The sequence below is a fragment of the Flavobacterium sp. J27 genome (assembly GCF_004303025.1).
GTDB lineage: Bacteria > Bacteroidota > Bacteroidia > Flavobacteriales > Flavobacteriaceae > Flavobacterium.
The window spans coordinates 22,643-30,455 of sequence record NZ_PJQW01000022.1; the positions used below are offsets into that span (position 1 = coordinate 22,643).

At 32.0% G+C, this 7,813-nt stretch carries 5 protein-coding genes; 4 read left to right on the forward strand and 1 reads right to left on the reverse strand.

All coding sequences use genetic code 11. The features are described 5' to 3' along the window. The first annotated feature begins 140 nt into the window (after positions 1–140). Positions 141–2,405: an acyl-CoA dehydrogenase gene (locus CX675_RS19240; RefSeq protein ID WP_130736884.1), complete on the forward strand. Its 2,265-nt coding sequence runs from the start codon at positions 141–143 to the stop codon at positions 2,403–2,405. A 254-nt stretch (positions 2,406–2,659) separates the two neighbouring features. Beyond that, on the forward strand, positions 2,660–2,866 hold the full coding sequence (locus CX675_RS19245) for a hypothetical protein (protein ID WP_130736885.1): 207 nt from the start codon (positions 2,660–2,662) through the stop codon (positions 2,864–2,866). Between the two features lie 19 nt (positions 2,867–2,885). Here the strand turns inward: CX675_RS19245 and CX675_RS19250 are convergent, their stop codons facing one another. Further along, positions 2,886–4,022 carry a hypothetical protein gene (locus CX675_RS19250; protein WP_130736886.1) on the reverse strand — a complete coding sequence of 379 codons (1,137 nt, stop codon included), beginning with the start codon at positions 4,020–4,022 and terminating at the stop codon, positions 2,886–2,888. Between the two features lie 30 nt (positions 4,023–4,052). Between CX675_RS19250 and CX675_RS19255 the strand changes: the two genes are divergently transcribed. Beyond that, positions 4,053–5,162: an acyltransferase gene (locus CX675_RS19255; protein WP_130736887.1), complete on the forward strand. Its 1,110-nt coding sequence runs from the start codon at positions 4,053–4,055 to the stop codon at positions 5,160–5,162. A 293-nt stretch (positions 5,163–5,455) separates the two neighbouring features. Beyond that, on the forward strand, positions 5,456–7,720 hold the full coding sequence (locus tag CX675_RS19260; RefSeq protein WP_130736888.1) for an aconitate hydratase: 2,265 nt from the start codon (positions 5,456–5,458) through the stop codon (positions 7,718–7,720). Positions 7,721–7,813: the final 93 nt, after the last annotated feature.

The window sequence follows — 7,813 nt, forward strand, 5'->3', positions numbered from 1 at the left end:
AATTGGAAATTATTAAAAGCGCCTTTGCTAAGAAGAAATCTTTAACAATATATTATCATAAATTACAAAATACTAGGTCATATTTTTAGTAAATTAGAGTTTGTAAAATAAATAAACACAATCCTCTAATTCTTTTACTTATGGGTAATGCTAAACTTCAAGCTTTTGTTCCTTTTTTGTATTTAGTTTGGTCAGATGATCTTTTAACCCAAAAAGAATTTCAAACACTTACTACTTTTATTAAAGAACAAAATTGGTTAAACAAAGAAGAAAAAGAATACCTATTCACTCAAATAGATCCTTCTCGTCCACCTAAAAGAGAAACAATAAACACTTGGAAAGAAGTAATTCAAAATTGTATTACTAACAATCCTTCTGTAACTTCTAGCTTTGATGTTGCTAAACTACTTTCAAAAAATGATGCAGAAATTGTTTCCTTGCAAATTCCATTTTTAAAACTAGAGAGTGATTTAGGGTTTTTGGGAGAAGAAATTGTAAGTACATTTAAAAATCAATCCAATACAATTACATCGCAAAGTATATCTGTTTCAAAATTTGATGTGGCTAAATTAACAAGTCTTTTAGATGGTGATCAAGTAGGTATAATTAATAAAGTAAAAACGGTTATTTCTCGACCAGAATTTGCTTTTTTTGAAAAAACAGATAGTAATCAGTATAGAACAAAAGTATATGAATGGTGTCAAATGCTTGCCAAAGAAAATTTTGGAAATAAAGCCTATCCAAAAGAATATGGAGGAGGAGATGACATTGCTTCCTATTTTGCTATTATGGAAACCCTTAGTTATCACGATTTAAGCCTGGTAATTAAATTTGGTGTGCAATTTGGTTTGTGGGGCATGAGTGTCTATTCTTTGGGAACCCAAAAACACCATGAAAAATATCTTAAAGATATTGGTAACTTAAAATTACCGGGTTGTTTTGCTATGACTGAAACGCATCATGGTTCCAATGTAAAAGGACTGGAAACAACGGCCACCTATAATCATAAAAACAAAACATTTAGTATTCATACACCACATCCAAAAGCGCAAAAAGAGTATATTGGCAATGCGGCTGTACATGGGCAAATGGCTACTGTATTTGCCAAGCTAATTATAGATAATCACGATTATGGGGTTAACGCTTTTGTAGTGCCTATTCGTGATAAAGAAGGAAACCCAATGAAAGGGGTGACTATAGGCGATTGTGGTAAAAAAATGGGACTAAACGGGGTTGATAATGGAACATTGCAATTTGATGATGTAGTTATCCCAAAAGAAGATATGCTCGATCGATTTGCTTCAATTAATGAAGAGGGTGCGTTTGAAAGCCCAATACCAAGTGATAACAGACGTTTCTTTACCATGTTAGGTACTTTGGTTGGTGGGCGAATAGGAATTCCTAGATCTGCCATGGCAGCTGCAAAATCTGGATTAACCATTGCTATTAAATATGGAGATCAACGACGCCAATTTGGACCTGATGGAGGATCAGAAGTACCTATTTTAAATTATCGCATACATCAACGAAGACTGTTGCCTCATGTAGCAAAAATATATGCTTCCCATTTTGGATTGCAGTATTTAACGACTCGTTTTTTAGACAGAACTGAAGAAGATATGCAGGAAATAGAAGCTTTAGCAGCTGGAATGAAAGCGTATGTTACATGGAGCGCGCGAGATATTTTACAAGAATGTAGAGAAGCTTGTGGAGGAAAAGGGTATTTGTCTGTAAACCGAATAGATGCTTTAAAAAATGATACTGAAATTTATACTACTTTTGAAGGAGATAATACTGTGTTAATGCAATTAGTGGCTAAAAGTCGCTTATCTGAGTTTAGAAAAACATTTGGCGAAATGGGTTCGTTAGGTATTATTAATTATGTTTATGAGAATGCTAAAACTGTTATTTCAGAGAAAAACCCTATCGTTACTAGAACTACAGATGCCACCCATTTATTAGATTTTGAATTTCATTTGCAGGCTTTTCAATACAGAGAAAAAAGCGTTTTGGCATCCGCTGCAAAGCGAATAAAAAAGGTAATAGATGACGGGTTAGAACCTTATGATGCTTTTAATGTGGTACAGCATCACATGATTGAAGTGGCACAAGCTTATTTGGAAAGAGTGTTTTTAGAGCAGTTTCAACAAGTGGTTGATAAAATTAAGGACGAACCTATTAAAAAGGTCTTACAAAATTTACTACAATTGTATGCCTTGTCTCAAATTGAAAAAAATAAAGCTTGGTATCTTGAAGAAGGCTATATGGAAGCTATAAAAACAAAAGCAATTCGAAAAATGGTAAACCAATTGTGTTGGGAAATACGTCCTCATGCTGTAGCTTTGGTAGATGCATTTGCTATCCCAGATAGCTGTTTGGCTGCACCTATCGCTTTTGAAGCTTAAAATGTTCTAATAAAATTTGATAAAAAGGGTTTTCTACTTTAGAGAATTACAAAATTTAGATTAGATTAGCTAAATGAAAACTATTTTATGAAAAAAACATACTACTATTACTTCTCCTTTTTATTATCGTAAATTATGCACAGGAAAATAGATGTTCCGATTTTAAAACAGGGAAATTTGTTTATTCAGAACCAGAATATGCTGATTGGGAAGTAATTCGTACAAAAACCGAACAAATTGAAATTAATTCTAAAATGAATGTAGAAATTAGTAGTCTTATCAAAAATTTTGCATCTAAGAACCATCAGAAGGCAGCTTTTATTTATTTAGGTTTTGGATTAGTTTTTATTATATTTGGTGTTACTACAGAGGGTCTTACTTGGCTTTTAACTGCAATGGGTTGTATTTTTATAATTGGAGCATTTTTTAGTTTTACAAATGCAAATAAATTTAAAAAATAGTTAGTCAATACTGTAAAACTTATTGTTTAATTTTTTCATCCAATTCCTGATCGTAAAAAAACAAAAACATACTGCCCATCATATCCTGATTCGTTTCTGAAGTGTTATTTACTTCTAAACGTAATTCATAATCATGGTTTTTATAAAGCCAAATTCCTTCTTTAGAACTAAAAGGAGTTACTTCAATTAAACCCGTTTTATCTTTATAGTTTGAAATAGCACTTTTAAAAAGGACTTTGTTCTCTTTTTTGTCATATAATGCAATGGATGTAGCAAAAGGATGCACATGAATAGCAGCAAAATGTAAACGTAAACTGTCCCTTAAATCTAATTGCTCATTGATGTTACTATGATAGCTGTTTTTTCCTTTGGGAACAACCCAATGTCCTGAAAGCATATTCCCTTCTTTATCCATATAACTATGATTCTTAGTTTCTACTGGAATGCATTGGTTGCTACCAGCATTTAATGATTCTTCAAAAGGATTGTTTTTATTATACGGTAGTTGAATAAAAACAGTCTTGCTTAATAAAGGTTTTTGAGAACCATCATATTTTTGATAGGTGATGGTTACTTCATGTTTAATTTTTTTAAATATAGAAGTGTAATTATGATTGAGTGCTTGAGAAGTAATGTATAGGTAGTCATTTCCTTTAATTGGTATACCAAAACCTTCAGGATAACTATATTTTTCAAAGCCATTGGACAAAGAAGTTAAACGAGGATATTGTTTGCCAATGCGATTTTCTAAGTGCCAATTCGTATAATAATTAATATCGTTGATGTCTACATTCATGTGACAAATGAAATCTTTGGAAATAGAGGCATTCGTTTTAGCATCTATAGCTTCTACTTCAAATCCTGTAATCCAAAGCAAATCATCGTCCTGACTCAATTGTATATATCGTGACGATTTTGGTCCTTCCATAGATTTATAAATACCATCAATAAGAAAAGTAGGAGAAACCATTTTGTATTCTTGATTTTGCTTTTCGATTTTCCATTCATTATCTACTAATCCAAAAGTGTAAAGTAGTTTGGTTTTTATAATAGCTTGATGTCTATTTGATAAAAAAGAATACACGACTATTCCAAAAACACTTGAAAAGATAAATGTAAAGGCTAAATATTTGTATATCTTTGATTTTGTAATCATGTTAAAACAATAAAGACAAAAATAGAATAAATGAATAAAGAACTACATAATAATCAAAGAATATTTGGTTTAGATGTTGTTAGAGCTACTGCAATTATCTTGGTTTTGTTTTCTCATCTCTATTACCTTGTTGATGCAACTCATCCATCTCTTATAGCATTAAGTGGTTTGGCTGGCTTTGCTGGTGTTGAATTGTTTTTTGTGTTGAGTGGTTTTCTTATAGGTACTATTTTATTAAAAATGTTTCTTACGAGTAGTTTTTCCAAAGAAGAAGTACTAGTTTTTTTGAAAAGAAGATGGTTTCGAACCTTGCCTGCCTATTATTTAGTTTTATTCTTAAATATTGGATTAGCACTCTATTTTGGTTACCCAATGGAAGGCTGGTGGAGGTATGTTTTCTTTCTTCAAAATTTTTCTAGTTATCATATAGTAATTTTTACTGAATCATGGAGTTTATCAGTGGAAGAGTTTACTTATATACTTTCACCTTTGCTCTTATTTTTCGTTGCAAAATTTGTAAAATGGAATAGAAAACTTCTTTTTTTGTGGTTGAGTATTGGGTTGCTTTTAGTGTTCACTATTTTACGATATATATATTATTTAAATAGTACGATTAATGATATGGAGGTATGGAATTTAAATATTAAATCCATCGTTGTCTATCGAGTAGATGCTATTATCACTGGTTTTGTTATTGCTTGGGTACATTATTTTTATAGTGCCTATTTAAAAAGATATAGTGTATATTTTTTTATTATAGCGGTACACTTATTTTTTTTACAATTTATTGTTTTCAATGTATACGGTTTTGATATACACACTAAACCTCTTTATTTTCGAGTGTTTTATTTTACTTTTTCGAGTTTTACTTTTGCATTATGTTTGCCTGTTTTTATATACTGGAAAAAAGCGAATGTTCTATTTACAAATGTGATACAATTTATCAGTAAAATTTCCTATAGTATGTATTTGCTACATTATAGTATTATTGCAGTACTCGTAAAAAGTGTATTAATAAATGTTTCATTTTTTGTGCCAAAGTTTATTATAGTGATAAGTTATCTTTTCATTACTACTGGACTATCTTATATTTTGTATCGTTTTTATGAAAAACCAATGATGTATTTGAGAGAAAAATAATTTCTATTTCAGAATTATAACTTTATTCCTAGTAAGAATTCTTATTTTTTACTTAAATAGTGTGCGATAACGTTTTAGTAATTTTGATGATTTGATAATTTTTGTTTCTTAAATTAAGAATTTAGTAAAAAATACTGTAAAAAATTATTTTTTTTGAATTTTCATCATTAAAAATGCGTAATTAGAAATAATATTTAGTATAAATTAAGGTTTTATTAAAAATTTTTAAATCTCGTTAAGATTCACTAAATTTGTGTCACTTTTAAAAACTAACAAAAAAATATTATAATAGTATGGCTTTTGATATTGAAATGATTGAAAAAGTGTACGCTACTATGGCAGAACGTGTAGATAAAGCACGTGAGCTTGTGGGTCGTCCACTTACATTATCTGAGAAAATTTTATATTCGCATTTGTGGGAAAAAACACCTACACAAGCATACACAAGAGGAAAAGATTATGTTGATTTTGCACCAGATAGAGTAGCTTGTCAAGATGCGACTGCACAAATGGCCTTATTACAATTCATGCATGCAGGTAAAAAAAACGTTGCAGTTCCTACAACAGTTCACTGTGATCACTTAATTCAGGCAAAGGTTGGGGCAGAGGCAGATTTGTCTCGTGCTAAATCACAATCTAGTGAAGTTTTCGATTTTTTATCTTCAGTTTCTAATAAATACGGAATTGGTTTTTGGAAACCAGGTTCAGGAATTATTCATCAAATTGTTTTAGAAAATTATGCTTTCCCAGGAGGAATGATGATTGGTACCGATTCTCATACTGTAAATGCAGGAGGATTAGGTATGTTGGCAATTGGTGTTGGTGGAGCTGACGCAGTAGATGTAATGGCTGGAATGTCTTGGGAATTAAAATTTCCAAAATTAATTGGAGTAAAATTAACAGGTAAATTAAACGGTTGGACAGCTCCTAAAGATGTTATTCTTAAAGTAGCAGATATTCTTACTGTAAAAGGAGGAACTGGTGCTATTGTTGAATATTTTGGTGAAGGTGCTGAATCGATGTCATGTACGGGTAAAGGTACTATCTGTAATATGGGAGCAGAAATTGGAGCTACAACTTCTACTTTTGGGTATGATGATTCGATGCGTCGTTACTTAAATGCTACAGATCGTCAAGACGTAGTTAAAGCGGCTGACAAAGTTGCGGCATATTTAACAGCTGATAAAGAAGTATATGCAGATCCAGCACAATACTTCGATCAATTAATTGAAATCAACTTGTCAGAATTAGAACCCCACATTAATGGACCATTTACGCCAGATAGAGGAACTCCTGTTTCAAAAATGAAAGAAGAAGCGGCAGCTAACGGTTGGCCAGTAAAAGTGGAATGGGGATTAATAGGTTCTTGTACCAATTCTTCTTATGAAGACATGACACGTGCTGCTTCAATCGTAGAACAAGCTGTAGCTCATGGTATTTCTCCAAAAGCAGAATTTGGTATCAACCCAGGTTCTGAACAAATTCGTTATACTATCGAGAGAGATGGTATTATCTCAACTTTCGAGAAAATGGGAACTAAAGTATTTACCAATGCTTGTGGACCATGTATTGGACAATGGGATAGAGAAGGCGCAGATAAAGAAGAAAAAAATACAATTGTTCACTCGTTTAATAGAAACTTCTCTAAACGTGCTGATGGAAACCCAAATACACATGCTTTTGTAACTTCTCCAGAAATGGTTGCTGCTTTAGCAATTTCAGGAAGATTAGATTTCAATCCTTTAACCGATACATTATTAAATGATAAAGGAGAGGAAGTAAAATTAAACCCTCCAAAAGGGGATGAATTACCAAATAAAGGTTTTGATGTAGAAGATGCTGGTTTTCAAGCTCCTGCTAAAGACGGTTCTAATGTAGAAGTGGTAGTAGCCCCTACTTCTGAACGTTTACAATTATTAGCACCATTCACACCATGGGATGGTCAAAATATTACAGGTGCTAAATTGTTAATTAAAGCATTCGGAAAATGTACAACCGATCATATTTCAATGGCAGGACCTTGGTTACGTTTCCGTGGACATTTAGATAATATTTCTAATAATATGTTAATTGGTGCAGTAAATGCATTTAATCAAGAGACAAACAAAGTTAAAAACCAATTGTCTGGTGGTTATGACGCTGTTCCTGCCGTGCAAAGAGCTTATAAAGCAGCTGGTGTTCCTTCTATTGTTGTGGGAGATCATAATTATGGAGAAGGTTCTTCTCGTGAGCACGCTGCTATGGAACCACGTTTCTTAGGTGTTAAAGCGGTATTGGTTAAATCTTTTGCTCGTATTCACGAAACAAACCTTAAAAAACAAGGTATGTTAGGATTAACATTTGCTAATGAAGCGGATTATGATAAAATTCAGGAAGATGACACTATCAACTTCTTAGATTTAACTGAATTTGCGCCAGGAAAACCATTAACACTAGAATTTGTTCATGCAGATGGTTCTAAAGATGTAATTTTAGCAAATCATACTTATAATGAAGGTCAAATTGAATGGTTTAAAGCTGGTTCTGCCTTAAACTTAATTGCTGCAGGAAAAGCGTAATATTCAATTCACTTTATCTGAGTCGTCCTAAAATAGATTGACAAGTTTTACAATAAATTAATTAAAACCAGTGAAGCTAGCTTCACTGGTTTT

What these genes read in the sequence shown, in the direction of transcription:
- CX675_RS19240 (WP_130736884.1), top strand. Translation starts at nt 141, where the DNA reads ATGGGTAATGCTAAACTTCAAGCTTTTGTTCCTTTTTTGTATTTAGTT.
- CX675_RS19245 (WP_130736885.1), top strand. Translation starts at nt 2,660, where the DNA reads ATGAATGTAGAAATTAGTAGTCTTATCAAAAATTTTGCATCTAAGAAC.
- CX675_RS19250 (WP_130736886.1), bottom strand. Translation starts at nt 4,022, where the DNA reads ATGATTACAAAATCAAAGATATACAAATATTTAGCCTTTACATTTATC.
- CX675_RS19255 (WP_130736887.1), top strand. Translation starts at nt 4,053, where the DNA reads ATGAATAAAGAACTACATAATAATCAAAGAATATTTGGTTTAGATGTT.
- CX675_RS19260 (WP_130736888.1), top strand. Translation starts at nt 5,456, where the DNA reads ATGGCTTTTGATATTGAAATGATTGAAAAAGTGTACGCTACTATGGCA.